This window comes from Dietzia sp. PP-33 (assembly GCF_033790845.1).
Taxonomy (GTDB): domain Bacteria; phylum Actinomycetota; class Actinomycetes; order Mycobacteriales; family Mycobacteriaceae; genus Dietzia.
This window is the reverse complement of record NZ_JAMYEI010000006.1, coordinates 159,338-185,279: the sequence shown is the minus strand read 5'-3', so window position 1 is coordinate 185,279 and position 25,942 is coordinate 159,338. Positions and strand designations below refer to the sequence as shown.

Genomic DNA, 25,942 nt, shown 5'->3' with positions numbered 1-25,942 from the left:
CGGGCTCACCGGGTGCGCTGTCCCGGCCACACTGCCAGGCTTGCCCCATGTTCTTGATCTTCGGGTTCCGCAACTCCAGCCGGAACCTCGGCCTGGCCCAGGCGACCTGCCCGCACTGCGGCAACCGGGCCGCCCAGCGGGTGGACCGCGACAAGCGCGCGTTCTCCGTCTTCTTCATCCCGCTCATCCCGTTGGGGTCGACCTATGTCGCCACCTGCACGGCGTGCGGACGGCGCACGAAGATCAACCGCGGTGAGGCCGACCGGATCCTGGCCGGGGGGTACTGAGCGGGCACTGAGCCGGTAGTGAGCCGGTAGTGAACCGGTGCTCGGCTCGGCCGGGGCAGCTCCGGGCGCCGCCGGAGCGTACTCCTCACCCACCTCCCGCGCGACTGGTTGCGTAGTCCGCTGGGAGTGGAACAGTCGGTGTGACGCCCGTGCACTCACACGCAACCACCGGAGGAGTCACATGTCCGACAAGAGATCGTCCGCATCCAAGACGGCCGGAGCCGCGGCCAAGAAGGTCGCCGACGCCGCAGGCAAGCTCGCCGACGAGGTCGTCGGCGCCGGCGACGTCGTGCCCGGCGTCCCGGCCCCGAAGCCGCCGTCACTCGCCGAGCCCACCGACCCCACCGGCCCCCTGCCCCCCAAGCCGGACCAGAAGGGCGCGACTCCGTTCAGTCCCACCGGTGCCGAGTCCGCCGACTCCGAGGACGCGGCCCGCCAGCAGGGCGAGTTCCTCACCACCGCCCAGGGAGCGCGGGTCTCGGACACCGATCACTCGCAGAAGGCCGGTCGCCGCGGCCCGACCCTCCTGCAGGACCACCACCTGCGCGAGAAGATCACCCATTTCGACCACGAGCGGATCCCGGAGCGCGTGGTCCACGCCCGCGGCGCCGGTGCACACGGTGTCTTCGAGGCCAACGGCGCGGCCGCGAGCGTCTGCCGCGCCGGGCTCTTCGCGGAGGGCAAGGAGACCGAGGTCTTCGTCCGCTTCTCCACCGTCCTCGGTTCGCGCGGTTCCGCCGACACCGTCCGAGACACCCGCGGGTTCGCGACGAAGTTCTACTCCGAGGAGGGAACCTGGGATCTGGTCGGCAACAACATCCCCGTGTTCTTCATCCAGGACGCGATCAAGTTCCCCGACGTCATCCACGCCGGCAAGCCCCACCCGGACCGTGAGATCCCGCAGGCCCAGAGCGCGCACGACACCTTCTGGGACTTCGTCTCCCTCCACACCGAGGGCCAGGCGCACGCGATGTGGAACATGTCCGACCGGGGCATCCCCCGCTCCTACCGGATGATGGAGGGCTTCGGCGTCCACACGTTCCGGCTGATCAACGCCGCCGGCGAGACGAACCTGGTCAAGTTCCACTGGAAGCCCCACCTCGGCGTGCACTCGCTGCTGTGGGAGGAGGCACAGATCGCGGCCGGCATGGATCCGGACCTGCACCGCCGCGACCTGGCCGACGCCATCGAGGCGGGTGCGTTCCCCAAGTGGGATCTGGGGATCCAGGTGTTCCCCGACACGGTCGACGAGAACGGTGTGAGCGAGATGTTCCACGGCATCGACCTGCTCGACCCGACCAAGTTCGTCCCGGAGGAGCTCGCGCCGGTCCAGGTGATCGGCATCATGACGCTCAACGCCAACCCCAAGAACTTCTTCGCCGAGACCGAGCAGATCGCGTTCCACCCCGGCCACCTCGTGCCGGGCATCGACGTGACCAACGACCCGCTCCTCCAGGGCCGGCTGTTCTCGTACCTCGACACCCAGATCTCCCGGCTGGGCGGACCGAACTTCGGGCAGCTTCCCATCAACCGGCCGCACGCCCCGGTCAACGACATGCTGCGTGACGGCATGCACCAGACCGCCGACCACGTGGGTGTGGCTCCGTACCAGCCGAACAGTCTCGACGGGGGCTGCCCGTTCCTGGCCGGTGCCGACGACGGCGCCCTGGTCGAGGTGGCGCAGCACATCGCCGACGCGCAGGTGGTGCGGGACGCCCCGGCCACGTTCGACGACCACTACTCGCAGGCGACGCTGTTCTACAACAGCCTGACGGACGTGGAGAAGGAGCACGTCGCCGGCGCGTACACCTTCGAGCTGGGCAAGTGCTACGAGGAGAACATCAAGACCCGCCAGGTCGAGCAGCTGGCCCACATCGATCACGACCTCGCCGTCACCGTCGCCACCGGTCTCGGTCTCCCGGCGCCCGCCAAGGTCCCCACGGCCGAGGTCGTCACGAGCCCCGCGCTCTCCCAGATCGGGCGCGAGTGGCCCTCCGACGGGCGCCTCATCGGGATCCTCGTCACCGAGGCCTCCGATGTCGCCGCGGTCAAGGCGTTGGAGCAGGCCGTGTTCGACGACGACATGGTCCCGCTCGTGATCGCCCCGTCCGGCGGCAAGCTCAGCGGCGGCGATCCGGACGATCCCGAGACGGTCACGGTGTCGCGCACCTACCGCACCCAGCGGTCCATCGAGTTCGACGCCCTGGTCGTGGTGGACCTGCCCGCCCACCCGAACACGGACGTGCTGATCAGCGAGATGTTCCGCCACAAGAAGGCGATCGCCTCGCTCGCGCCGATCGATCGGTTCGCCGACTTCGGGCTCACCGCCGACACCCCCGGCGTCGTGGCGGTGGACGAGGCGTCGGGCGTCCTGCCCGCGCTCAAGCCGCTGCTGGCCACCCACCGCGCGTGGGACCGGCCGGATCCCGCACGGATCTGATGGCAGCGCGCAGCTGAGAACACTGTGCGCGGCTGAGAACGCAGTGCACGGCTAAGAACACAGTGCACGGCTGAGGAGACAGTGCACAGCTGACAGCGGCTCCGATCGCCCGGAACAGGGCGACGGACCGATGCCCGGGGGTAGCGTCGACGGCATGACGGACAGCGAAGCGACCAGCTCGTCCAGCGCCGACGACGCCACCCCCGGGTTCCGCCTCGAGGCCCGTCGGGTCATCGCGGCGCCGCCGGACCGGGTGTTCGCCGTGCTCTGCGATCCCGACGGTCACGTGGCCATCGACTCCTCCGGGATGCTCCAGTCCGCGGAGGGGCCGGCGGTCTCCGCCCGGGGCGACCGGTTCGTCGTCCACATGGACCGGGAGTCGCTCGGCGACTACGACCTCGGCCGGTACGACGTCACCGTGATCATCTCCCGGTTCGAGCCGGACGTCGAGATAGCCTGGACCATCGACGGCACCATCAAACCGCCCATCGGCCACACCTACGGATACCGCCTCGCTCCACTCCCGAGCGACGGGGACGAGAGCGGGCCCCTGACCGAGGTCGTGAGCTACTACGACTGGTCCGACGCACATCCCAAGTGGCGCGACTCCGGCATCCTCCCGGTCCTGGACGCGTCAGCACTCAAAGCGACACTGGGCATCCTCGAGAGGGCCGTCCGGAGAGGGTACGTCCGTGGTTGATCCGAACATCACTGGCCCGACTCACCAGCAGCCGCAGCACCCGCCCCAACCACCGCCCCAACCACCGCGCCCGCCTGCGGCGCCGCCGCGGTCGGAGGAGATCTCCTTCACCCGAGGCCGTCTGCGGTTCCGGGCGATCGACTCCGGCCCGGTGGACGGCGAGCCCGTCGTCCTCCTCCACGGTTTCCCTCAGCGGACGAGCAGTTGGGACCAGGTGGTGCCGCGGCTCCATTCCGCCGGATTCCGCACGATGGTGTTGGATCAGCGCGGGTACTGCTCCACCGCCCGTCCCCGGCGCCGGCGGGCCTACCGGCTACCGGAACTCGTCGCGGATGTGGTCGCCCTGCTCGACAGCGCCGATCTCGAGGCCGCCCACGTCGTCGGCCACGACTGGGGCGCCGCGGTGGCGTGGGGCGTGGCCAGCGCTCATCCCGACCGGGTCCGCACCCTCACCGCGGTGTCCGTGCCCCATCCCGCGGCTTTCCTGAAGGCGATGTTCCTCTCGGACCAGTTGTTGCGCTCCTGGTACATCGGCTTCTTCCAACTGCCGTGGATACCCGAGCGGGTGCTCACCTCAGGCGGCAAGCGACCGGAACGCGCCCTCGCCGGGATGGGCATGACGCCCGAGATGATCGAGCGCTTCCACCGCGAGGTGGTCGCCGACGGTGCTATTCCCGGTGGACTCGGCTGGTACCGGGCACTGCCCTTCGCCTCACCCAAGGGATCCACGGCTCGGGTCCGGGTGCCCACGACCTTCGTCTGGAGCGACCGCGACCCGGCTCTCGGCCGCGGTGGTGCGGAGCGGACCGCCGGCTATGTGGACGCCGACTACCGGTTCGTCGAGATGACCGGTGCGAGCCACTGGATCCCGGAGGAGCGCCCCGACGATCTCGCCGCGGAGATCATCGCCCGCGCCCAGGGTTGAACCCGCGGCCGGGCCGGTAACACGGCCCGGCGCGATCAGAACCCGGCGCGATCAGAACCCGGCGCGATCAGAACGGCGGCGGATCGTCGTCGTGATCACCACGCCGCCCGCTGCCCCCCGGGCCGGTCCCGGCACCGGTGTCCCACGTACTCCCGGGTGGCCGGTGGGGTCGTTCGGGCACCGGGGTGGTCACGAACCCACGAGCACGCGCCAGCGGACCTGTGGGAGTGGTGGTCAGGACATGTCGTCCGAACCGGATCCTGATTCGCCCGCCGTCGAAGTATTCGTAACTGGCATCGGAGAACGTCTTGTATCGATGGTGTCGCCGACACATGCACATCAGGTTCTTCTCGATGGTCAGCCCGCCGCTACTGGGATCAGAGTGGTTGAAGGGGACTATGTGATCAATGTCGCAGGCGTCCGCCGGAACTGCGCACCCGGGATGTCGACAGGTCCCGTCCCTCATCCGGACTCGTCGCGCCAGGTCCGGCGGGATCCGATAGCGATACGCGCTCTCCCCGCCATCGTGGGTCCCCGGTCGCGTGTCCACGAGCTCGAAGGTCGCGCCCTTGGCGGAGTCGAGCAGACGGGTGAGGGTCTCGAGCGCTGCTTCTCCCGTCCGGGCGAACTCCAGATGCGGCGCTCCGACCCCGTTGGCGATCACGGTCACACGCGGGCGCAGTAGCGGCGAGACGTTCACCGGCGCGGGCGCGGGGTCGTCCTCACCCTGGCCAGCTTTGCCCGTGCGCGCACCCTCACCTGCGACTGGACCGCGGGCGCCCGCAGGAGTGGGGTTCGCAGAACCCGGGGCTGATGTGCCGCGATCCCCGGCGTCGGGGTCCACCACGACATGGTCTCCGGTGGCCATCGCCACCAGCGCGTCGGCGCGCCGCTGCGCGAGGCTACGGCGGTCACCGGGTGCCGCCTTTCCCGCGAAGGCGTCGATCCTCTCCGCCAGCACCGCTCCCGCGGCTGCAGGCAGGCGGGCGGTCATGGTGCACATCCCGCGGTCCTCCCTGCGGAATCGCACACCCCGACCGAAGGCGGCTTCGCGTCGACGCTCGGCCTCGCCCTCCGGATCGATCTTCGCGACCACGCCATCGGCGTGACGGGAGATCGTCCTCCGGTTGGGCCGCTCTCCTCTACGGAGTCGCTCGAGATAGTCCTCGACGACCGCAGCCTGCACCTCGTGGCTGAGGGAGGGGTCCACATCCCTGATCCGGCTACACAGCAGCATGGCGATGCGCTCGCACAGCAGTCCCGATTCCATGGCCTCCAGCACCGCGGGGGCCCAGGCGTGCACGTCCACGGCCAGCCGGACCACGTCACTCGCCCGCGAGTACGTCATGCCGGTGGTGGCTACCAGCGACTGGCACGCGTGATCGACGGGATCGAGCCTCGACCAGTCAGGTTCTCCCGGGCCCATCTCCCGCAGCCGAGCCTCGACCTGCCGCTCGTGGTATTCGAAGAGGGCCTGGACGCCCCGGCATCGCGCAGCAGCCGCGCGGTTCTCGGCGAACAGCACCTCAGCGGCGAGAGCCTCGGCAGCCACGGCATCAGCCGCGTCCGCCCCGCCTCCGCCACTGGAACCGCCGACCATTACGCCTCCCCGCCCGATCGCTTCTGTGTTCGATTCTATCGAACACAGAAGCGTCTTGGGTAACGATCACGCAACGGCTGGAGGGTGAGCCCCCGGCGGGTCCGGTCAGTCCTCCGTGGCCCAGGGGGGCGGGATCACCGCGGCGACGGCTGCAGCCGCCAGCGCGACGCCGCAACCGAGGAGAAGGCCCACGCGGAACCCCGTCTCGGTGGGCACGAACAACCCCTCGTAGTCCATGGACATCTGCGTGAGGATCACCCCGAGGACCGCGGCGGCCGTCGTGGTGCCGATCGAGCGCATGAGCGTGTTGACGCTGTTGGCGGACCCCATCTCGGAGTGCGGTACCGACGCCATGATGAGCGCGGGCATGGCCCCGTAGGCCAACCCGACGCCGGCGCTGGTGATTATCGCCGCGAGCATGACGCCCCACGTCGACCCCATGAGGAAGAGGGCGGAGGCGTAACCCGTCGCGATCACCAACGACCCCAGGATGAGAGTGGGTTTGGGGCCCTGCGTGGAGATGAGCCGACCGCTGATGGGCGAGACGGCCATCATGGCCAACCCGCCGGGTGCGATCCACAACCCCATGGCGACCATCGACTGGCCCAGACCGTGACCGGTGGCCACCGGCAGCTGGAGTATCTGCGGCATGACGAGCAGCTGGGCATACAAACCCATCCCCACCAGCACCGACGCGATGTTCGTCATCAGCACCGGCCGGCGCGCCGCCACGCGGAGGTCGATGAGCGGCGACGAGTGCCGCATGCCCCACCACCCCCACACGGGGAACGCCAGGGCTGCCAGAGCGAACAGGCCGAGCGTCAACGCTGACCCCCATCCCCAGTCGGCCCCCTTGGACACTGCCAACAGGAGCGAGATCAGGGCCACCGCAAGACCCAGGGCCCCGACCACGTCCAGCGTTCCGTCGGGTTTCGCGGCAGGAAGTGACCGGATCCGCAGGGCCATCATCGCGATGATCCCCAGACCGAGGACCGCCGTACCCCAGAACATCCACTGCCAGGAGCCGTACTGGGCGAGCGCTGCGGCCGCGGGGAGCCCGAGCGCACCGCCCACACCCAGGGACGAGCTCATGAGGGCGATCGACGGCCCGAGTCGAACCGCGGGCAACACCTCGCGCATCGTCGCGATGCCGATGGGTATCACGCCGATCCCCACCCCCTGCAGTGCACGACCGATGAGCATCGGCCACAACGAGGTGGCGAGCGCGCACAGGACCGAGCCAACGACCATCACCGCGGTACAACCGATCAGCACGTACTTCTTGGGGTAGAGGTCACCGAGGCGGCCCATGACCGGCCCGGCCACCGCACCCGCGAGCAGGGTCACGGTGACGACCCACGCGGCGTTGGTCGCCGACGTGTTCAGGATCGAGGGCAGCATCCCCAGCAGCGGGATCACCAGCGTCTGACTGAGGGACATGACGATCCCACCGAAGGCCAGGACCGCGATGAGCCCGTTCTCCTCCGTGCGTACGGCGTCTCCGCCGCGCGTTGCTGAACCCATCCCATGTCCTCTCGGAGTCCCTTTCGACGGACATTACAGACAGGTGTCGAACCCGTTCTCCTCGCGCCCGACACCGTCTGCCCCCGACCGCCCTCGCCGCCGGGCCTTGTCCGCGGCCCGCTCCGGTGCCACCATTACTGCTGTGAACACCACTGGCACGTCCCGGCGGGTCGCCCGCCGGTCCACCGCTACCGTGACGACGGCCATCGCCGCCACGGCCGTCGCAGCCGTCGGAGTCCTCTCGGCCCCGGCCACCGCGAATGCCCAGGGGTCCTCCGAGGCCCTCACACAACTCCTGCCGGCGCCGAACCGACTGGTCGCCTGGGGCGGATCCCCCACGGGTGCGTGCGCCGGTGCCGTGTCCACCTCTCTCCAGGGTGACGGCTACCCCGGTTCAGCCAGCGTCAGTTGGGCCTTCGCCGTGGTCGGGGTGGGCCCGTGCAACGTGACCGCCACGCTCTCGTGGCGCAATCTCGACAACGGTACGACCGGCCAGAAGGTCGCGCAGATCCCCCACCCGCGGATCTCCCTCGGGGTCCCGGATCCGATCGCGCACCCGTACGACGCGATCATTCCCACCGGAGCAGGCCGGGTCGAATACCGACTCACCACCACCGGCGGAGCCGTGGCGGGACCGATCGTCGTCGACACCGTGGCCTACGACGGCTGACCTGCCCGCCGGTCGAGAAGGGGCCGTCAGTCCAGGAGCCCGCCGGTCGAGGAGGGGACCTCAGTCCAGGAGCCCCTCGGAGGCGAGTCGCCAGTCCTCGACCGGCGGGACCATGATGTTCTCTCCCAGCACCTGGACCAACACGGTCGAGGCGCCGGCGTCCAGGTGTTCCCGCACCCGGGCCCTGGTGGCCTCGATCCCGCGGGTCACCATGGCCTCCTTGAGGCGGTCGCTGCCGCCGCGGACGTAGTCGGACTCGTCGAATCCCTGGCGGGTCCACGAGTTCCGGTAATTGGGCAGCCCGGTGTAGACGTTGAGATGGTCGTGAGCCCGTGACCGCCACACCTCGTCGTCGTCCTCTACACCTGCGGTGACCACCGCGGCGTGTTCCACGACCAGGGCCGGCCCGTCCTCCCCGGTGCCGCCGAGGATCTCGCGCGCCCGAGCGGTGTGCTGGGGGAGGGTGAGATACGGGTGGGCACCGGCGGTGCGGTCCCGGGACAGCTCGAGCATCTTGGGACCGAGCGCCGCGAGGACGACCGGTGGCATCGTCTCTTCGCCCGCAGCCATCGCCTGCGTACGGTCGAGCGCGTCGAGGTACTCGCGCATAGCCGAGAGCGGGCGCCCGTAGTTGTGGCCCCGATGGCGTTCCACCAGCGGGGCATGGGACACGCCGAGGCCCAGGACGAATCGACCGGGATGCATTGCCTCGATGGTGCGGGCCGCGGCGCCCGCCGCCGAGGCGTCCCGTCCGTAGATGTTGGCGATCCCCGTGCCGATGGCCATCCGACGCGTGGCCCCGAGGTACAGCTGCGCGGCGGTGAACGCCTCACGGCCGACGGCCTCGCCGAACCACAGCGAGCCCCAACCCTGGTCGTCGAGCTCGCCGAGCAGGTCAGGGATCCGAGCGGGCGGGACCCCCTCGAGCGAACCGGTCCACAGACCGACCCGGCCCAACTGCTCGCGACCTGCAGGGTGGTGGCGGACTCGGTGGGATGCGCTGTCCTGGAGAGCACTCATGTCCCCGAGTGTGCCCGACCCCTACCTGTGCCGCGTCGCCATTCGTCCCAAACGGCCGCGCCCGCCGCCCCGACCGCGACACACTGAGTTGACACGTGTTGCAGTGCTGCGCGACACGCCCCGGGTACCGAGGAGACGAGACGCCGATGTACGAGTGGTCCGAGACCGACCTGATGATCCGCGACGCCGTGCGCGCCTTCATCGCCAAGGAGATCCGCCCCCAGATCGATGCCCTGGAGAGCGGTGAGATTCCGCCGTACCCGATCATCCGCAAGCTGTTCGCCGAGTTCGGGATCGATTCCATGGCCCGGGACGGGGTCGAGAAGATGCTGGCCAGGGAGCGGACGAGGGAGACGGTCGGCGCGGCGGCCGGGGGCGGAACCGCTGGTGGCGAAACCAGCGGCGGCGAAACCAGCGGTGGCGGAACTGGCGGCGGCGGTTCCGGCAGCGGGAGGGAGGACGACGACGAGGACAGCGACTCCGGCGGCGCCCTCGAGAACCGGGACTCCATGATGGCCGTGGTGACCAGTGAACCAGCCGGCGCGTGCATGGGTCTGGTCTCCGCGCTGGGCGTGAGCCTCGGACTGGGCGCCACCACGATCGCCTCCCGCGGCACGCTGGCGCAGAAGGAGCGCTGGTTGCCGGGGATCGTGACCATGGAGAAGGTCGCATCGTGGGCCATCACCGAGCCGGACTCCGGCTCGGACGCCTTCGGCGGCATGCGGACCTACGTGCGGCGCGACGGCGAGGACTACATCCTCAACGGCCAGAAGACCTTCATCACCAACGGCCCCTACGCCGACGTGATGATCGTCTACGCCAAGCTCGACGAGGGCGGGTCAGGCACCGGCCCGGCCTCGGACGCCGACAAGCGCGACCGCAAGGTCCTGACGTTCGTCCTGGACAAGGGAATGGAGGGCCTGACGCAGGGCGCGCCGCTGAAGAAGATGGGACTCCACAGTTCCCCGACCGGCGAGCTGTTCTTCGACAACGTCCGCCTCGGCCGCGACCGGCTGCTCGGCGAGTCCGAGGAGGGACGCGGGGGCGACGGACGCGAGTCGGCCCGGTCGAGCTTCACCGCCGAGCGGATCGGGGTGGCCACCATGGCGCTGGGCATCATCTCCGAGTGCCACCGGCTGTGCGTTGACTACTCCCGCGAGCGCACCCTCTGGGGCCAGGAGATCGGGCGCTTCCAGCTGATCCAGCTCAAGCTGGCGAAGATGGAGGTGGCGCGGATGAATGTGCGCAACATGGTCTTCAACTCCATCGAGCGCGCGCGGGCGGGCAAGCCTCTCTCGCTCGCGGAGGCGTCGGCGATGAAGTTGTACTCCTCGGAGGCCGCCACCGACGTGGCGATGGAGGCGGTGCAGTTGTTCGGCGGGAACGGGTACATGGCCGAGTACCGCGTCGAGCAGCTCGCCCGCGATGCCAAGTCGCTCATGATCTACGCGGGCAGTAACGAGATCCAGGTGACGCACATCGCCAAGGGGTTGCTCGCGCGCTGATCGGCTGGTGGACGAACGGGATGCCGGTCCCGACGTCGCGCGGTTGCCCCGCAGCGGAGAGCGGTTGCCCCGCTGCGGAGAGGCCGTACCGTCGCCCGTATGGCCACCGAGTTGTTGCACACGTACATGCAGGACCACCACGCCGGTGCCGCTGCCGGGGTGGACCTCTTCCGGCGGGTCGCCGCCGACCACGAGGATCCCGAGACCCGTGCCGTCGTGTCCCGCATCGGCGACGAGACCGAGGAGGACCTGCGGACCCAGGAGGAACTCATGACGCTGGCGGGGACGTCCCCGTCGATGCTCAAGGACCTCCCCGCCCGCGCCGCGGAGAAGCTCGGGCAGCTCAAGCCCAACCGACGGTTCGCCGAGCGATCGCCGCTCAGCGATCTCCTCGAGTTGGAGGCGCTCACGATCGCGGTGCGTGGCAAGGAACTCGGATTCCGGGCCCTGCTCGACATCGGCGATCCCCGATTGCCCCGTCCCACGCTGGAGGCCCTGGTGCAGCGCGCCGTCGAGCACGGCGAACAGCTCGAGAAGCTGCGCCTGCGGTGCACGGACGCACTCCGCGAGAACTGAGCGGGATCACCGCATCTGTCCGGCGCCCACGTACGGGTTCAGACTGGTGGTGAGGCTGCCCTCCGCGAAACGGGAGAGTCGGCAGTCGGCCGGGTCGACGCCCGTCATCGTCGTCGTCCCGTCGAGCAGCAACTCGGCCACCAGCCGCCCGACCGCCGGTGCCATCTTGAACCCGTGGCCGGAGAACCCCACCGCGAGGAACAGTCCGTCCAGAGGCGAGGGGCCGATGACGGGGTTGTAGTCCGGGGTGGTGTCGTACGCTCCCACGTAGCTGCCGGTGATCGACGGATCAGGCATGCCGGGCAGACGGTGCATCAGCCGTTCGACCACCTTCTCCACGGTCGATGCGTCGGCACGGTTGGAATAGGAGTCGGGGTCGATGTACTGCGGCGCCTGGTGATCGGAGTTCCCGGCCAGGATCTCGCCGTTGGGTTCACGGCACAGGTACTGCAGACCGACCAGATCCGACAGCGTCGGGACCTGCTCCAGCGGCTCGCCCTGGTCCACCAGGACCAGCTGCGCGCGCTGCGCCCTGACCGGGATGTCCAGCCCGACACCTGCGCCCAACTGCGGTGCCCACGCCCCCGTCGCGAGGATCACCTGGTCGGCGTACACCCGGGTGCCGTCGGCGAACTCCGCCCCCACCACCCTGTCGCCGCGACCCCGCAGCAGCGCGGTGACCCGGGTGCTCTGCCGCACCCGCACCCCTCGCCCTCGTGCGGCGGCGGCGAAGGCCATCCCCGTCATGTAGGCCTCCCCCCGACCACCGCGGGGTTCCCACGCCGCCGCCGCCACGTCGTCGACGTTCAGGCCGGGCCACAGCTCCGCCATGCGGTCCGGCGCGATGATCTCGGTCTCGATCCCCAGACTCTGCTGCATCGCCACGTTGGCCCGCAGTGGGATCAGGTTCTCCTCGCCGACGATCACGGCGTACCCGCACTGGCGGAACGCCACATCGTCACCGAGCAGCTCGCCCGCGTTCTCGAACACCGGGATGCTGTGCCAGCTCAGCGCGGCCATGGTGGGCGAGCCGTAGTGGCAGCGGACGATGCCGCTGGACTTGCCGGTCATCCCGGAACAGAGGGTGTCCTTCTCCACCACGAGCACGTCGGTCTCCCCGCGCTCGGCGAGGTTCCAGGCGATGGACAGCCCCTCGAGGCCGCCGCCGATGATGAGGTACTTCACGGTGTCTGTCATGGGAATCGCTCTCCGGATTCGTGAGATCAGCTGATGGGGAGGTGTTTGGTGGGGAGGTGGTCGGCGGGGAGGTGGTCGGCGGTGAGCAGGTCGGCGAGGACATCGGCCAGGGCATCGGCACCCCGCTCGGCGTCGGCGTCCTCCACGTGCTCCTCCGGGGAGTGCGACACCCCGGACGGGTTGCGGACGAACAGCATGGCGGTGGGGACGTGGGCGGCCAGTACACCCGCGTCGTGGCCGGCACCGGTCGCCAGGACGGGGACCCCGGGCAGCTCGTCGAGCAGTCGGTCACGGAACGCCGGGTCGAAGGCGACGGAGCCGCTGAGCGACTCCTGCACGATCGTGATCCCGCAGCCCTCGTGCGCGGCCGCCATCGAGGCCGCCTCCGTGATCTCGTGGACGATCCGGGCGGTCACGGAGTCGTCCGGATGACGCACGTCCAGCCACAGGTCCACCCGGGAGGCAATGACGTTGGTTCCGCCCGGGGTGGGGACGATCCGCCCGACGGTGGCTCTGGCCCCCCGATGGACGCGCGCAATCCGCCGGACGTCCAGGACCGTGCGGGCGGCCGGGATCATCGGGTCCCGGCGATCCGCCAGCAGTGTGGTGCCGGCGTGGTTGCCCTGGCCGGTGAAGGTCACCCGCCAGCGGCCGTGCCCGATGATCGACGACGCCACCGCAACCGGGCCGTCCAGGTCGATCAGGCCGCGACCCTGCTCCACGTGCAGTTCCACGAACCGCCCGATCCGCCGCAGCGCCTGCTCGTCACGCCCCAGGCGCGCCGGATCCAGCCCGTTGGCCGCGCACAGCTCGGCGTAGGTGGTGCCGTCGTCGTCGGTCAGTGCCGCCGCGGTGGCAGGGTCCATCGCCCCGGTGAGCAGCAGCGAACCCAGACACGCCCGCCCGAAACGGGACCCCTCCTCCTCCGGGAACACCGTCAGTGCCAGGGCTCGTCGCGGCTGCAGACCCCGGGCCTCCAGCTGGTCGATCGCGACCAGCGCCGACGCCACGCCGAGAGGTCCGTCGAAGGCCCCGCCCCCGGGCACGGAGTCCAGGTGACTTCCGGTGACGACGGCACCCTCCAACGGGTGTCCCGCCGGATTCCACCACGCCCAGATGATCCCGTTGCGGTCCGTCTCGGTCTCCAGACCGCGGGCGGCCGCCTCGGACAGGAACCACTCGCGCAGCTCCAGCTCCGCGGTGGAGTAGACGGGGCGGCTGTACCCGCCCCTGATCGGGTCGGTGCCGACGTCCGCGATCGCGGACATCAGCGAGGCGACGGTCGTGGGTGCCGGTGCCGTCATGGCGGGCTCCTCGGAGGTGTCGAAGGGTGGAGATGGGATGGGTGTGCCACGTCCCGGCGACGGGGCCGTCGTGGAGGGAGGTGCCGGAGTGCCGGTGGTGGGCGGAGCGGTGGTTGAGCGGAACGGTGGTCGAGCGGTCCCGTGGAGCCGGGTGGGCTCAGCCGTCGACGCCGTCGACGCCGTCCGGGTAGGCCGTCACCGAGAGGAACCGGATCGGGAGCTCCAGCATCGCGACCGGTCCGTGGACCCCCTCGCCGTCGAGGAGCAACGAGTCTCCCGGGCGGAGGCGGTACTCCGACTCGGCGTGGTGGTAGATCATGTCCCCCGAGAGCATGTAGAGCAGCTCGGTGCCGGGATGCTGGAAGCGGGGATGGGTCTCCGACTCGGCGGTCAGGGTCACCAATACCGGTTCGATCCGCTTGTTGGGTCCCCGCAGCGCCCCCAACAGCTCGTAGACGTGTCCCGCCGAGGTGCCACGGCCGACGATCGTCGCGCCCTGCCCGTCGGCGGTGAACACCGCGTCGCGCCTCGCGTCCGCGCCGCGGAGCAGTGAGGTGACCGGGACGTCGAGACCGGCGGCGAGCTTGGCGAGCATGCTCAGGGAGCTGGACGTCTGCGCGTTCTCGATCTTGGAGAGCATCGCCTTGGAGATGCCGATCCGTTGCGCCATCTCGGCCACCCCGAGGCCCTCGGCCTGCCGCAACCTCCGGACGTGGAAACCGATGATCCTCTCGAGATCGTTGCCCGTGGGCACGTCCACCGGGAGCTCACGCGGCGCCTCCTGGTGGACGACCCTCCGCGCGTTGTCCTGTCCGGCTCCCATGCCCTCGACGGTAGTCATGGTTTCCTCCCGGTGGAAGCCCACACCCGCAGACGTCGAGGTGGGCGCCGACGCCCGGGCCCCCGCAGCGACGGTCACCTAGAGCTCCCGTCCCGCGCGTCCGGGGATCCAGTCGGTCCCGGCCAGAGGTACTCGTGCCATCGCGGCGGCCTCCATGGTCAACGCCACCAGATCGTCGGGCTCGAGGTGGGTCAGGTGCGACTTGCCGCACGCCCGGGCAATGGTCTGCGCCTCCATCGTGAGTACGTGCAGGTAGTTGGCCAGGCGTCGACCGGCTGCTTCCGGATCCAGTCGACGCGCCAGCTCCGGGTCCTGGGTGGAGATGCCGGCCGGATCACGGCCGTCCTGGAAGTCGTCGTAGAACCCGGCCGCCGAACCCAGGTCGCGGTATTCCTGCTCGTACCGGGGATCGTTGTCCCCCAACGCGATGAGCGCCGCCGTCCCGATGGCCACCGCGTCCGCACCCAGCGCCATGGCCTTGGCCACGTCGGCACCGGAGCGGATGCCACCCGAGACGATGAGCTGCACCTCACGGTGCACTCCCATTTCCTGGAGGGCCTGAACCGCCTGGGGGATCGCCGCGAGCGTGGGGATACCCACGTGCTCGATGAACACGTCCTGGGTGGCCGCGGTCCCGCCCTGCATGCCGTCCACCACGACCACGTCCGCGCCGGCCTTCACCGCGAGCTTGACGTCGTAGTACGTGCGGGTGGCACCGATCTTCACGTAGACGGGCTTGTCCCAGCCGGTGATCTCGCGCAGTTCGAGGATCTTGATGGTGAGGTCGTCGGGGCCCGTCCAGTCGGGGTGCCGGCACGCCGACCGCTGATCGATCCCCAGGGGCAGGGTCCGCATCTGCGCCACCCGGTCGGAGATCTTCTGACCCAGCAACATGCCGCCGCCCCCGGGCTTGGCGCCCTGGCCCAGCACCACCTCGATGGCGTCGGCCTTGCGCAGGTCGACGGGGTTCATCCCGTAGCGCGAAGGAAGGTACTGGTAGACGAGCTTCGAGCTCTGCCCGCGCTCCTCGGTCGTCATGCCGCCGTCGCCGGTCGTGGTGGACGTGCCGGCGGCGCTGGCACCGCGGCCCAGGGCCTCCTTGGCCTGGGCGGACAGGGCGCCGAAGCTCATCCCGGCGATGGTGACGGGGATGTCCAGGTGCAGTGGTGTCGCGGCGTGGCGGGTGCCGAGCGTGATGTCCGTGCCGCAACGCTCGCGATAGCCCTCCAGCGGGTACCGGGACATCGACGCGCCCAGGAAGAGCAGGTCGTCGAAGTGCGGGACCTTGCGCTTGGCTCCCCAGCCGCGGATGTCGTAGATCCCGGTCGCGGCGGCGCGCTGGATCTCGTTGATCACCGCGCGGGGGAATGTGGCGGATTCGCGCAGCGTCGGGTCGTCGCCCCTCGGCGCGAGGTGTGCGTGCGTGGCTTGGTCGACACTGGTGTGTCCGTCGAAGGGCATGTCGGGCTCCTGTCGGGAATCGCGGGCGGATGTGGCGGGCGGATGTGGCGGGCGGGTGTTGCGGGCGGATGTCGCGGTCTGGGGTGACGGTCAGTACGCCGAGGCGTTGTCCACGTCGAAGTTGTAGAGGGTGCGGGCCGAGCCGTAGCGCCGGAACTCGCCGGTGGTGACGCCGGTGACACCGGACCGCTCGAGGAGGTCCTCCAGCTCGGTGTGGTGCTCGGGTCTCATCTCCTTCTCCACGCAGTCGGCGCCGAGCGAGGCGACCCGCCCCCGCACGTAGATGTGGACCTCGTAGAGGGAGTCACCGAGCGCGTCACCGGCGTCGCCCAGGACGACCAGGCGGCCGGCCTGGCCCATGAAGCAACTCATGTGGCCGATCGAACCGCCGACGACGATGTCGACCCCCTTCATCGAGATCCCGCACCGGGCACCGGCATCACCGCTGATCACCAGCAGGCCGCCGTGCGCGGTCGCCCCGGCCGACTGGGACGCCGACCCGAGGACCCGAACCGTCCCGGACATCATGTTCTCGGCGACCCCGACCCCCACGTTCCCGTGGACCGTCACGTGGGCACCGTCGTTCATCCCGGCCGTGTAGTACCCGGTGGGCCCGTCGATCACCACCTCGTCCGGTTGATCCAGTCCCACGGCGAGCGCGTGTGCCCCCCTGGGCTCGGTGAGCAGGAACCGGCCGGTGCCGTCGGAGTCCTGGAGGGTCCGGTTGGTCTCCCGCAGTCCGGAGTCGCGGACGTCGATCTCGCGCCGGGAGGCGGACCGCTCGTCCGGGCCGGGGTCTGCTGTCTTCAGGTCTGCGGTCTCCGGGTCTGCGGTCTGCGGGTCTGCGGTCTTCAGGGCGAGAGCCTGTTCCGGTGTGGCGGTCATCGTTCTTCCTTCCTTGGGGGGCGGCCGGGGTTCGGGGCACAGTTTCGGGGCACGGGTTCGGGGCACGGGTTCGGGGCACGGGATCGGGGCACGGTTTCCGAACCGCACGAGGGGTCTGCCTCAGCGGTGCCAGTGGTAGACGCGCCCTGGTTCGGGTTCGTAGATGTGCGCGTCGGCGATACCCGGAAGGTGCGCCATGGCGCGGTACTCCGAGGCCATCGCCACGTATCGGTCGGTCTCGGCGATCACCGCCGGCTTGCAGGCGATCGGGTCGCGCACCACCGCGAACTCCTCGGCCGTGGAGACCAACAGGGTGTAGAAGCCGTCGAGGACCCCGGCCATCTCTGCCAGTGCCTGGTCGATGCCCGCGCCGTGGGCGATCTGTTCCGCCACGAACCGTGCGGCGACCTCGGTGTCGTTGAGCGTGTCGCAGTGGATGTCTCGCCGGGCCAGCTCACGGCGCACCGAGGCGTGGTTGGAGAAGGATCCGTTGTGGACGATGCACTGGTCCGGGCCCACGGAGAAGGGGTGCGAGCCGGCCGGGGTGACCGCGGATTCGGTGGCCATCCGGGTGTGTCCGACGCCCTGCCAACCGGAGGCCCCCGGGAGTCCGAAGCCGGTCGCCAGATCCAGCGGCAGTCCGACTCCCTTGAGAACGGCGAGCTCGCCGCCCATGCCCACCAGGACCACGTCGGGGGCGGCCTCCCGGACGGCGGAGGCGAGCGTCTCGGCCCCGGTGTCCGCGGTCAGGAGGACGGTGGCCCCCAGGTCACGGCCGCCGACCTGCCGACCGAGGTGGGCGCCGATGCGGGAGGCGAGGGTCGCCGCGTCCACGCCGTCGGCCAGGACGGTGACGTTGGCCGATCCAGGCGGGGTCCAGTCGGCGTTGCCGTACACGGCGACGCCGGCCGAGTCCGAGCCCCGGTCGGTCATCTCGCCGAGCATGGTGGTGAGCAGGTCGCCGAGCCGGGGTTCGAGGTCCGGGTCGCGCAGATGGAGTCCGACGATGCCGCACATGGGCTTCTCCTGGGGATGTGGTGGGTCCGGGGGTGGACCGGGTAGGTGGTGGGTGGCCAGTCGGCCGTGGCGAGGCGTGGCCCGCCGTGGCTCGGCGTGGCTCGGCGTGGGTTACAGAGCGGTGAGGTACTCGTCGATCTCCCACTGGGTGACGGTGTTGTGCCAGGAGATGAACTCCTCGCGTTTGAGGTCGGCGTAGTACTCGGCCACCCCGTCGCCACCGATGTCGAGTGCGGCCCGGACCACCTCGTCCCGGCGCATCTCCTCGACGGCGTGCAGGAGGGTCGGCGGCAGGCTGTGGGTGGCGTCGGTGACCGTGGCCGGCGGGCCCGGGTCGAGGTCCCGGCGCACGCCGTCGAGACCGGCGGCCAGTTGCACCGCCACGGCGAGGTAGGGGTTGGCCGAGCCGTCACCGCCGCGGAGCTCGACGCGGTTCCCGTCGGGTACGCGCAGGTAGTGGGTGCGGTCGTTGCCGCCGTAGGTCGCGTCGGTGGGCGACCATGTGGCCCCGGACGCCGTGGTGCGAGCCCCGATACGTTTGTAGGAGTTGATCGTGGGGCACAGGACGGAGTGCATGCCCGAGGCGTGTGCCAGCACCCCGGCGATGAAGGAGTACGCGGTGGGCGACAGCCCCAGCCCGTACGGGTCCTCCTCGGCGGCGGGGAAGACCGGGTCCCCGTCGCGCCACAGTGACATGTGCAGGTGCATCCCCGATCCGGTGCGGTCGGAGAACGGCTTGGGCATGAAGGTGGCGATCATGTCCCGCTGTTCGGCGAGCATGGAGATGATGTAGCGCAGCGTCATCACCCGGTCGGCGGTCACCATCGCCTCGTCGTAGGCGAAGTTCTGCTCGAACTGCCCGTTGCCGTCCTCGTGGTCGTTGGCGTAGTTGGCCCAGCCGAGGACGTTCATCGCGTCGGATACGCCGGCCAGGTGCTCGTACATCCGGGTCACGCCGCGGGCGTCGTAGCACGGGTGGGACTCGTCGTCCTTCGGGTCGGCGGTACGCAGGGAACCGTCCGCGTTCTTACGGACCAGGAAGTACTCGACCTCTGCCCCCACCTTGAGCTCGAGCCCGTCGCGGGCGGCGTCGGCGAGCATCCGACCGAGGATCACGCGCGGCGCGAAGCGCCACGGCTCCCCGCTGACCCAGGGGTCACAGTGCACCAGGGCGAGTCCGGGTTTGATGAAGTCCAGCGAGGTGAAGGACCTGGGATCGGGGACGACGAGGAGGTCGGGGTCTCTGGGCTGTTGGCCGATCGCATCGGCGGCGTACCCGGCGAACCCGAGCTCGCCGGCCTCCAGCTGGTCGACAGCGGAGGCCGGGACGAGCTTGGCGCACGGCTTGCCGCGGAGGTTGGTGAACACGGCCAACACGAATCGCGTCCCGGAGTCGGCGACCAGCCGGACGAGGGTGCCGGGAGCGGATCCGACGGCCGCGGTCGAGGCGGCCGACGGGAACGACGGTTCGACTTCGGCTCCGTTCGCGTGGTCGGCGACCCCGACGGAGGGGTCTGCGGTGACTGTCATGACTTCTCCTGACCCGAGTTTCTGAGTGGTGATCAAAATGTACTGCCAATAAACCGCTGGTTGGTTACCGCTGCGTTACGGGTTTCTGGACGCCATACGGGCTCGCGTACAGCTGGTTCCGGAGATGCGACGGCGCAGGGGCAATTGACGTCCGGCCGCGGTAACCGAATGGAAACCGTCGCGGTACCCGCAGGTAAGCAACACGGGATCACACTGTGAAACGCAGGTTTCCACCGTCGCCCCACACCGGAGTGGCCTCAGAGAGAAGAGAGAAACATGGACGTAGCCATAGCGGCGGCCGACACCGCCTGGGTGCTCGCCGCCATGGTCGCGGTGGCCTTCATGGTCCCCGGCCTGGCCCTGTTCTACGGCGGCATGGTCAGCATCCGCAGCACCCTCAACATGATGATGATGACCATCGGCGCGGTCGCCGTGATGGCCGTGCTCTGGGTCCTGGTCGGCTACTCACTGACCTTCGGCAACACCCTCGGGGGCGTCGGCCTGCTCGGTGACCCGCTCGAGTACCTGGGGCTCAGGGGCATCATGGCCGAGCCCGAGACCCCGGGCCTGCCGCCCGCCCTGTTCGCCGGGTTCCTCCTGCTGTTCGCGGGGATCACCGTCGCCCTCGTGGCCGGTGGCGTGGCCGACCGGATGCGGTTCTCCACCTGGCTGGTCTTCGCCGTCGTGTGGCCCGTCCTGGTGTTCTTCCCCGTGGCCCACTGGGTGTTCGCGTTCGATTCCGAGGACGGATCGGTCGTGGGCGGCTGGATCGCCAACAACCTGGGCGCGATCGACCTCGCCGGCGGTACCGCGATCCACATCAACGCCGGTGTCGCGACGCTCGCCCTGGTGCTCGTGCTCGGTCGACGCGCCGGGTTCCCCACGGTCAGCAGGCCGCACAGCGTCCCGTTGACGTTCCTCGGCGCGGGAATGCTGTTCGCCGGCTGGATCGGGTTCAACGCCGGTTCCGCGGTGGCGGCCGGCAACACCGCCGGTGTGGCGGCACTCAACACCGTGGTCGCCGGGCTGTGCGGCGCACTCGCCTGGATGATCACCGAGCAGGTCAGGGCCAAGCACCCCACCACGCTGGGAGTGGCCTCCGGCCTGGTGGCCGGCCTCGTGGGCATCACTCCGGCCGCGGCCGCGGTCAGCCCCCTGGGCGCCATCGCGATCGGTCTGATCTGCGGCGTGGTCTGCCACTACGCGGTGGGGTTGAAGTACCGGTTCGGATACGACGACTCGCTCGACGTCGCCGGCCTGCACATGGTCGCGGGCATCATCGGCACCCTGCTCATCGGCGTGCTCGCCGATCCCGCCTCCCCCGTGGGTGAGGCCGGACTGCTGTTCGGCGGCGGATTCGGTCAGCTCGGCGCCCAGGCCGTCGCGACCGGCGCGGTACTCGCCTACTCCTTCATCGTCACGCTGCTCATCGCACTCGCGTTGGACAAGACGATGGGTCTGCGGGTCACCGAGGAGGACGAGCTCGCGGGTCTCGACAAGGCCTACCACCGCGAGATGGCCTACTTCCAGGACGGGCCCGGGACCGACGGTCTCGTAGACGACGGACTCGGGACCGACGCGGGGGACGCCTCCGAGGCGGGCACTGCTGCGCCGACCGCCCCGGCCTCGCCCGGGACCACCTCCACCTAGGACCTGCGCCCCGGCTCGCGGGGCGGAGCTCCTGCCACCGCCGTTCGACACAGCAGGGGGCGGCCCCTTCCGGGGCCGCCCCCTCGTCGTCGTACAGGTGTACCGGTGGTCCCTAGCGGGCGCCCACCGGCTGGTCCTTGAGCGCGCCCAGGATGTCGTCGACCCGGTCCTTGGCGTCGCCGAACAGCATCTGGGTGTTGTCACGGAAGAACAGCGGGTTCTGGACACCCGCGTAGCCCGCGGCCATGGACCGCTTGAACACGATCACGTCGGTGGCCTCCCACACGTGCAGCACCGGCATGCCGGCGATCGGGCTGCCGGGGTCCTCGGCGGCGTCCGGGTTCACCGTGTCGTTGGCACCGATCACCAGGACGACGTCGGTATCGGAGAAGTCGTCGTTGATCTCGTCGAGCTCGAGCACGATGTCGTACGGCACCTTGGCCTCGGCCAGCAGGACGTTCATGTGGCCGGGCAACCGCCCCGCCACCGGGTGCACGGCGAAGCGCACGTCCACTCCCCGATCCCGCAGGGTGCGGGTGAGGTCGGCCACGGGGTACTGCGCCTGGGCCACGGCCATGCCGTATCCGGGCGCGATGACCACCGAGGAGGCGCCTGCGAGCAGCTCGGCCGCCGACTCGACGTCGATCTCACGGTGCTCGCCGTGGTCCTTGCCCTCGCCCGAGGCGGCCTCGATGCCGAAGCCGCCCATGATCACGGAGATGAACGAGCGGTTCATCGCCTTGCACATGATGTAGGACAGGTACGCACCCGAGGAGCCGACCAGGGCGCCGGTGACGATCAGCAGGTCGTTGCCGAGCAGGAAGCCCGTCGCCGCGGCGGCCCACCCGGAGTAGGAGTTGAGCATCGAGACCACGACGGGCATGTCGCCGCCGCCGATGCTGGCCACCAGGTGCCACCCCAGCGCCAGGGCCAGGACGGTGACGACGACGAGCATCCACAGCTGCGGGGTGACGACGAACACGGTGGTCAGCACGACGAACGTGATGAGGATGCCGAGGTTGATGAGGTTCTTGCCCGGCAGGACCAGCGGAGCGGACTTCATCTTCCCCGACAGCTTGAGGTAGGCCACGATCGACCCGGTGAAGGTGATGGCGCCGATGAACACGCCGATGAACACCTCGGCGTGGTGGATGCCGAGCAGCGAACCGGTGAGCTCACCGTGCAGGTCGGGCTCCAGGTAGCCGTTCCAGCCCACCAGTACGGCGGCCAGACCCACGAACGAGTGCAGGAGGGCGATGAGCTCGGGCATCTCGGTCATCTGGACACTGCGGGCACGCCACAGACCGACGGCCGCGCCGATGAGCACCGCCGCCACCATCAGCACGATGCCGATCGTGGCGGGTCGGTGGTCGAGGACCAGCACGATGGTGGCGACCAGTGCCAACGCCATCCCGGCGATCCCGAAGGTCAGGCCCCGACGGGCGGTCTCGTGCTTGGACAGGCCGGCCAACGACATGATGAACAGCAGCGCGGCCACGAGGTAGGCCGCGTTTGCGGCGGTCACAAATGACATCTTCTCAGGCTCCCTTCGAGAACATGCCGAGCATGCGACGGGTCACGGCGAATCCGCCGAAGACGTTGATGGACGCGACGAGGATCGCCAGGGCGGCCAGCGCGAGGCCGAGGGAGTTGTCTATGCCGATCTGCAGCAACGCGCCCACGACGATCACGCCGGAGATGGCGTTGGTCACCGACATCAGCGGCGTGTGCAGCGCGTGGTGGACGTTGCCGATCACGTAGTAACCGATCACGATCGCCAGGACGAACACCGTGATGTGGCGCGGGATGTCGCCCGGTGCAACGGCCATCAGCACCAGCAGCAGCGCCATCCCCAGGCCGATCAACCCGAACCGGGCCCCCGCCGAGAGCTTCTTCTTCTCCCCGGGCGGTTCGGCGGGCGCAGCGGCTGCCGCGGCGGGAGCGGCACTGACCTGCACCGGTGGGGGCGGCCACATGATCTCGCCGCCCCTGGCCACGGTCACGCCGCGCTGGACCACGTCGTCCATGTCCAGCGCCCACCGGCCGTCCTTGTCCGGGGTGACGAGCTTGGTGAGGTTGACCAGGTTGGTGCCGTACAGCTGGGAGGCCTGCGCGGGCAGACGCCCGGCCAGGTCGGTGTAACCGATGATGGTCACGCCGCCCTCGGTCACCACGACCTGATCGGCGACGCTGCCCTCGACGTTGCCACCCTGCGCGGCGGCCATGTCGACGATCACCGAACCGCGCTCCATCGTGGCGAGATCGGCGGCGGTGATGAGTCTCGGCGCCGCACGACCCGGGATGAGAGCGGTGGTGATGATGATGTCCACGTCGGCGGCCTGGGTCGAGTAGAGGTCGGCCGCGGCGCGGTCGTAGGCCTCGCTGGTCGCCTTGGCGTAGCCGTCGCTGGAGACCTCCTTCTCCTCCTCGGGGACCTCGACCGGCAGGTACTCGCCGCCGATGGACTTGACCTGGTCAGCCACCTCGGGCCGCGGGTCGGTCGCGCGCACGATCGCCCCGAGGCTGCTGGCGGCGCCGATCGCCGCGAGGCCCGCGACGCCGGCCCCGGCGACCAGGACCTTGGCCGGCGGGACCTTGCCCGCGGCGGTGACCTGACCGGTGAAGAAGCGGCCGAAGTGGTGGGCGGCCTCGATCACGGCGCGGTAGCCGGCGATGTTGGCCATCGAGGACAGCACGTCCATCGACTGGGCGCGTGAGATCCGTGGAACGGCGTCCATCGCCAGTGCGGTGACGCCGCGCTCGGCGAGGGCGGTCAGGAGTCGGTCGTTCTGCGCGGGCGCCAGCAGGCCGACGAGGGTCGCACCGGACCGCAGCCGGGTCACCTCGGCCTCGGTGGGGACGGCGACCTTCATGACGACGTCGCCCGACCAGGCCGTGTCGCCGTCGACCAGGTCGGCGCCGGACTCGGCGTAGGCCGCGTCGGAGAACTCGGCGCGGGTTCCCGCGCCGTGCTCCACCACGACCCGGTAACCCAGGCCGATCAGCTTGGCGACCGTGGCCGGCGTGGCGGCCACGCGGTTCTCCGCGGGATCGGACTCGGCGACGACGCCGATCACGGACGGGGCGTCCGCGCTGTCGCGGATATCGGTCTCCGTTGTCACATCGGGGATCTCTTCGAGGCTCGAGGCCATAGGGGGTGTCCTTTGACAGCGTTGTGGTGAGTCGGCGCCCTGGCACCGACTCTGACCTTCGTAATCTGTTCAGTTCCTCTTGTCCACAGTCCCCGGCGATTGGTACACCGGGGTGCGCTCCAGTCACCGATCCAGGATCAGAGCACGCGAAGCATGTCGGGAGAGTTGGTGCCCGTGCTTCATTCACCGCAGTGGCGTCGTCCTCCGGGGCGGGCAGGGTGGTGCCCGGTCCCGCGGCGGAACTTCCGGGTGAGCCTACGGCACCCTAGTAATTGAACCTGATTCAGGTTGCAGAACGCAACGCCAGGTGGGAGATTCACCTGAACCGGAAATGCAGCGAGCCGGCCTCGCGGCCGGCTCGTCGTGCAGCCGTGGGCTGCTCTCATATGGTGGGCGAAGGGGGACTTGAACCCCCACGTCCCGAAGGACACTGGCACCTGAAGCCAGCGCGTCTGCCATTCCGCCACTCGCCCGAGTAACGCCCGAATACGTTAACACGCACCAAACCGGCCACACTAATCGGCAGGTGGAACCCGGCTCCCCCGGACCCCGGAGATCGTAGGCGCGTGCTTCGGGCCGCTGTCGCCTCTATGATCGACCGGATGCCGTCGACTCGCGACGGGCACTCGACCACACCGACCGTGGAACCGGCAGCAGATCAGCAGAGAGAAGGAGGCGCCCGTGGGAATCGTCGGCAAGTTCGAACGCACACTGCAGGGCGCGGTCGGCGACGCCTTCGCCCGACTCTTCGGCGGCAAGGTGGTCGCGGCCGAGGTGGAGGCCCAGCTGCGCAAGCAGGCGGAGGCCTCCCTGAAGGTGGTCGACGGTCACCTTCTTGTCTCCAACAGCTACACCATCACCCTCGCCCGGTCGGACTACGCGTCCTTCACCGAGGACGAGGCCCTGGCCGTCAAGACCTTCTCCCGCCATCTGTCGGATCACGTCGCCGAACAGGGCTGGGAGACCTACGGCCCGGTCACCGTCACCTTCGTCGAACGAGACGACCTCCACACCGGGCAGATGCGTATCAACGGGGTCGTGGACCCCGATGCCGTCCCGTTCCACATCTCGGCCGCCGCGCCGGCGCCGGCGCCGGGCCACCCGGCACCGTCGTCCCCGGCCACTGCGCCTCCGAGCCCAGCGCCGCCGAGCGCCAGTCAGGAGAACAACCCCATGCAGGCACCCGCCTCCAACTACCCCGTGGCCACCCGATCCGGGTCCACCGGCCAGAACACCGGCTGGGGCGGCCCGTCCGACGCGCCCACCCAGATCACCCAGGGCCGCGCCTCTCTCGCGGTGACGCTGCACCTCGAGGACGGTTCCGGCCGCACCTTCCGGCTCCAGCGGGGGTCCAACCTGCTCGGTCGCGGCCAGGACGCGGCCTTCCGGCTCCCGGACACCGGGGTGTCCCGGCAACACGCGGACATCCGCTTCGACGGCCGCGAGGCGGTCCTGACGGACCTGGGCTCGACCAACGGGACCACCGTCAACGGTGGCCCGGTTCAGGACTGGCAGCTGGCGGACGGCGACACCATCCGCGTCGGACACTCGGAGATCACCGTCCGGTTCGACTAGCCTCGACGTGAACCGACCCCCGGGAACCGCCGGGGGCGATCACTCGTTGCCCGAGGTGACCTGACCTTCAAGAGGGGAGGACC

The 25,942-nt window shown here is 69.8% G+C and carries 21 protein-coding genes and 1 tRNA gene; 9 read left to right on the top strand and 13 right to left on the bottom strand.

What is annotated here, in order from left to right; all coding sequences use genetic code 11:
• The first annotated feature begins 47 nt into the window (after positions 1–47).
• From NJE57_RS12200 to NJE57_RS12185, 4 genes are all read left to right on the top strand, one after another.
• Positions 48–287 carry a zinc-ribbon domain-containing protein gene (locus NJE57_RS12200; RefSeq protein ID WP_319028699.1) on the top strand — a complete coding sequence of 80 codons (240 nt, stop codon included), beginning with the start codon at positions 48–50 and terminating at the stop codon, positions 285–287.
• A 181-nt stretch (positions 288–468) separates the two neighbouring features.
• Entirely contained in the window at positions 469–2,727 is a 2,259-nt protein-coding gene (locus NJE57_RS12195) for a catalase (RefSeq protein ID WP_319028698.1), read from the top strand.
• 154 nt (positions 2,728–2,881) lie between these two features.
• Positions 2,882–3,427, top strand: a complete 546-nt coding sequence (locus NJE57_RS12190) for a polyketide cyclase (RefSeq protein ID WP_319028697.1) — start codon at positions 2,882–2,884, stop codon at positions 3,425–3,427.
• A 151-nt stretch (positions 3,428–3,578) separates the two neighbouring features.
• Complete coding sequence (locus NJE57_RS12185) at positions 3,579–4,352, top strand: alpha/beta fold hydrolase (protein WP_319028696.1); 774 nt, start codon at positions 3,579–3,581, stop codon at positions 4,350–4,352.
• A gap of 67 nt (positions 4,353–4,419) precedes the next feature.
• Here the strand turns inward: NJE57_RS12185 and NJE57_RS12180 are convergent, their stop codons facing one another.
• Entirely contained in the window at positions 4,420–5,952 is a 1,533-nt protein-coding gene (locus NJE57_RS12180; protein ID WP_319028695.1) for an HNH endonuclease signature motif containing protein, read from the bottom strand.
• Positions 5,953–6,057: 105 nt separating this feature from the next.
• Positions 6,058–7,476, bottom strand: a complete 1,419-nt coding sequence (locus tag NJE57_RS12175) for an MFS transporter (protein ID WP_319028694.1) — start codon at positions 7,474–7,476, stop codon at positions 6,058–6,060.
• 142 nt (positions 7,477–7,618) lie between these two features.
• Here NJE57_RS12175 and NJE57_RS12170 point away from each other — a divergent pair, with 142 nt between their 5' ends.
• On the top strand, positions 7,619–8,146 hold the full coding sequence (locus NJE57_RS12170) for a hypothetical protein (protein WP_319028693.1): 528 nt from the start codon (positions 7,619–7,621) through the stop codon (positions 8,144–8,146).
• 60 nt (positions 8,147–8,206) lie between these two features.
• Here NJE57_RS12170 and NJE57_RS12165 read toward each other — a convergent pair whose 3' ends face one another.
• The gene (locus tag NJE57_RS12165) at positions 8,207–9,166 is read right to left on the bottom strand and encodes a TIGR03620 family F420-dependent LLM class oxidoreductase (RefSeq protein WP_319028692.1); all 960 of its coding nucleotides are present in this window, start codon (positions 9,164–9,166) and stop codon (positions 8,207–8,209) included.
• Positions 9,167–9,312: 146 nt separating this feature from the next.
• On the opposite strand from NJE57_RS12165, the gene NJE57_RS12160 reads away from it, so the two are divergent.
• Both NJE57_RS12160 and NJE57_RS12155 read left to right on the top strand, forming a co-directional pair.
• Complete coding sequence (locus NJE57_RS12160) at positions 9,313–10,671, top strand: acyl-CoA dehydrogenase family protein (RefSeq protein ID WP_319028691.1); 1,359 nt, start codon at positions 9,313–9,315, stop codon at positions 10,669–10,671.
• 99 nt (positions 10,672–10,770) lie between these two features.
• Positions 10,771–11,247, top strand: a complete 477-nt coding sequence (locus NJE57_RS12155) for a hypothetical protein (protein WP_319028690.1) — start codon at positions 10,771–10,773, stop codon at positions 11,245–11,247.
• Between the two features lie 6 nt (positions 11,248–11,253).
• Here the strand turns inward: NJE57_RS12155 and NJE57_RS12150 are convergent, their stop codons facing one another.
• The 7 genes from NJE57_RS12150 to glnT all read right to left on the bottom strand — a co-directional run bounded on the left by NJE57_RS12150 (position 11,254) and on the right by glnT (position 19,482).
• Positions 11,254–12,444, bottom strand: a complete 1,191-nt coding sequence (locus NJE57_RS12150; protein ID WP_319028689.1) for an FAD-dependent oxidoreductase — start codon at positions 12,442–12,444, stop codon at positions 11,254–11,256.
• Positions 12,445–12,470: 26 nt separating this feature from the next.
• Positions 12,471–13,748 carry an allantoate amidohydrolase gene (locus tag NJE57_RS12145; RefSeq protein ID WP_319028688.1) on the bottom strand — a complete coding sequence of 426 codons (1,278 nt, stop codon included), beginning with the start codon at positions 13,746–13,748 and terminating at the stop codon, positions 12,471–12,473.
• Positions 13,749–13,905: 157 nt separating this feature from the next.
• On the bottom strand, positions 13,906–14,571 hold the full coding sequence (locus tag NJE57_RS12140) for an XRE family transcriptional regulator (protein WP_319028810.1): 666 nt from the start codon (positions 14,569–14,571) through the stop codon (positions 13,906–13,908).
• Between the two features lie 96 nt (positions 14,572–14,667).
• Positions 14,668–16,050 carry an FMN-binding glutamate synthase family protein gene (locus NJE57_RS12135; protein ID WP_319028687.1) on the bottom strand — a complete coding sequence of 461 codons (1,383 nt, stop codon included), beginning with the start codon at positions 16,048–16,050 and terminating at the stop codon, positions 14,668–14,670.
• 90 nt (positions 16,051–16,140) lie between these two features.
• Positions 16,141–16,935, bottom strand: a complete 795-nt coding sequence (locus NJE57_RS12130) for a protein glxC (protein ID WP_319028686.1) — start codon at positions 16,933–16,935, stop codon at positions 16,141–16,143.
• A gap of 120 nt (positions 16,936–17,055) precedes the next feature.
• Positions 17,056–17,952 carry a glutamine amidotransferase gene (locus NJE57_RS12125; protein ID WP_319028685.1) on the bottom strand — a complete coding sequence of 299 codons (897 nt, stop codon included), beginning with the start codon at positions 17,950–17,952 and terminating at the stop codon, positions 17,056–17,058.
• A gap of 111 nt (positions 17,953–18,063) precedes the next feature.
• Positions 18,064–19,482, bottom strand: a complete 1,419-nt coding sequence (glnT, locus tag NJE57_RS12120; protein ID WP_319028684.1) for a type III glutamate--ammonia ligase — start codon at positions 19,480–19,482, stop codon at positions 18,064–18,066.
• Between the two features lie 276 nt (positions 19,483–19,758).
• On the opposite strand from glnT, the gene NJE57_RS12115 reads away from it, so the two are divergent.
• Positions 19,759–21,132, top strand: coding sequence for an ammonium transporter (locus tag NJE57_RS12115; protein WP_319028683.1), 1,374 nt, complete (start codon positions 19,759–19,761; stop codon positions 21,130–21,132).
• A 112-nt stretch (positions 21,133–21,244) separates the two neighbouring features.
• Here NJE57_RS12115 and pntB read toward each other — a convergent pair whose 3' ends face one another.
• The 3 genes from pntB to NJE57_RS12100 form a co-directional block, all read right to left on the bottom strand.
• Entirely contained in the window at positions 21,245–22,666 is a 1,422-nt protein-coding gene (gene pntB / locus NJE57_RS12110) for a Re/Si-specific NAD(P)(+) transhydrogenase subunit beta (protein WP_319028682.1), read from the bottom strand.
• Positions 22,667–22,670: 4 nt separating this feature from the next.
• Positions 22,671–24,284, bottom strand: a complete 1,614-nt coding sequence (locus tag NJE57_RS12105) for a Re/Si-specific NAD(P)(+) transhydrogenase subunit alpha (RefSeq protein WP_319028681.1) — start codon at positions 24,282–24,284, stop codon at positions 22,671–22,673.
• 387 nt (positions 24,285–24,671) lie between these two features.
• Positions 24,672–24,757 (bottom strand) — tRNA-Leu (locus NJE57_RS12100).
• Between the two features lie 208 nt (positions 24,758–24,965).
• On the opposite strand from NJE57_RS12100, the gene NJE57_RS12095 reads away from it, so the two are divergent.
• Positions 24,966–25,859, top strand: coding sequence for a DUF3662 and FHA domain-containing protein (locus NJE57_RS12095; protein WP_319028680.1), 894 nt, complete (start codon positions 24,966–24,968; stop codon positions 25,857–25,859).
• The last annotated feature ends 83 nt before the right edge of the window (positions 25,860–25,942 follow it).